2 protein-coding genes are annotated in these 1,451 nt (G+C 40.5%); both read left to right on the top strand.

What is annotated here, in order from left to right:
• Positions 1-359 precede the first annotated feature (359 nt).
• Positions 360-860 carry a GNAT family N-acetyltransferase gene (locus K1M91_RS21135; RefSeq protein WP_232804236.1) on the top strand — a complete coding sequence of 167 codons (501 nt, stop codon included), beginning with the start codon at positions 360-362 and terminating at the stop codon, positions 858-860.
• Positions 861-998: 138 nt separating this feature from the next.
• The gene (locus tag K1M91_RS21140) at positions 999-1,361 is read left to right on the top strand and encodes a hypothetical protein (RefSeq protein ID WP_232804237.1); all 363 of its coding nucleotides are present in this window, start codon (positions 999-1,001) and stop codon (positions 1,359-1,361) included.
• The last annotated feature ends 90 nt before the right edge of the window (positions 1,362-1,451 follow it).

Genomic DNA, 1,451 nt, shown 5'->3' on the forward strand with positions numbered 1-1,451 from the left:
GATTGAAGTCGTTTTTTGTGAATGAAAGGGCATTGATTTTGTAGCTGTTGGTGTATGATATTAAGTTCACGCATCTCCTTGTAATCTGGTTTGTTTTTGGCGAAATTAATTAGATCACACAACGAGATGCTTTTCTATGTATTTGATAGCGAAAGATATTTTGTGGGGATTCGCTAGATTGCGGCGTTGAGGCTGTATAATTTCTCTTTTTTAAGAAATATAGCCTGTTTTATGGGTTCCAAATGCATTACCTATTGTCTTAAAAACGCTTAGGATTGATTGCTGGGCCCCGTTTTTTAGTCAAATCTGGCTGTTGGAGTTATTCTACAGTCTCGTTAGAACAATTCAGATATAGAGCTATGGAAATAAAAATTAGACATGCCGAGGTAGACGATTACGAGGATCTCCATAAAGTGTATTCTCATCCCAAAGCGATTGAAGGCACTTTGCAAATACCTTTTCCCTCAAAGCAATTATGGAGGAGCCGACTTTCCGATAAGCCAAAGGAAGTAACAGTTTTAGTCGCAGAAATTGGCGGCGAGGTTGTCGGCTCAATCGGGCTACATATACATAACAACTCACCGAGGCGTAGGCATGCTGCAGGATTTGGCATGGCTGTTAGGGATGACCTACATAGAAAAGGTATTGGCAGTAAGTTACTTCAAGCAGCTTTAGATCTCTGTGACAATTGGCTTAATATCCATCGCGTCGAGATCGAAGTATTTACTGATAATAACGAAGCCGTATCGTTCTATGAGAAGCATGGATTTGTGAAAGAAGGTGAATTTAAAGATTATGCTTTTAAAAATGGTGCATTTTGTAATGTCTATGTTATGGCTAGAATTAACCAAAAGTTCTAACAATTTGCTCCTGTTGACGGCCAAACCTACGCGGCTTTTGTGCGTTTCGCTTCGCCGCACTATAGCACAAAATCCACTCCAGTTTGGCCGCAACAGAGCAAGGCGTTAGCTTTTTGGTTGAATTATGAGGACTAAATAGTGTTCAAACGTTTTGTCGTTGGGCATATCAACAAACAGTCGGGAGTGAATCAAGGAATCTTAGGCGTGGCTTATCGTATCAGTCGAGAAAGGCAGGCTGAAGGAACCAGCGTAGTTGACCTTGATACACATCTAGAATGGTTGATGAGTTCTTTTCCAATTCCTGATGTTTTTGATAATCCAGAAAGCTTAAAAGGTGTCTGTTGGTTTAAGGATACAGCGGTTGAAATTATTGCTCACGTAGTAGCCATAATTCCTTATGTAGAACAAAGTGGCTTCATAGTTACGGAGTTAATATCTGATCTACCTGGAGTAGTGATATATGAAGATGACTTCCAGATCGTCGCTATCCCAAATGAGTAACAGAGCTTAAAGCTAACACATATGAGCCTCCCGGCCGTCAATAGGTACTAGCTATTTCTTTGGCTGCGTTAGCAGCCAAATTCAAGTCAA

Source organism: Motilimonas sp. E26, from assembly GCF_021278025.1.
In the GTDB taxonomy this organism is placed as follows: domain Bacteria; phylum Pseudomonadota; class Gammaproteobacteria; order Enterobacterales; family CBDFNC01; genus Motilimonas.

Coding starts and splice junctions, on each gene's coding strand:
- K1M91_RS21135 (WP_232804236.1), top strand. CDS start 360: ATGGAAATAAAAATTAGACATGCCGAGGTAGACGATTACGAGGATCTC.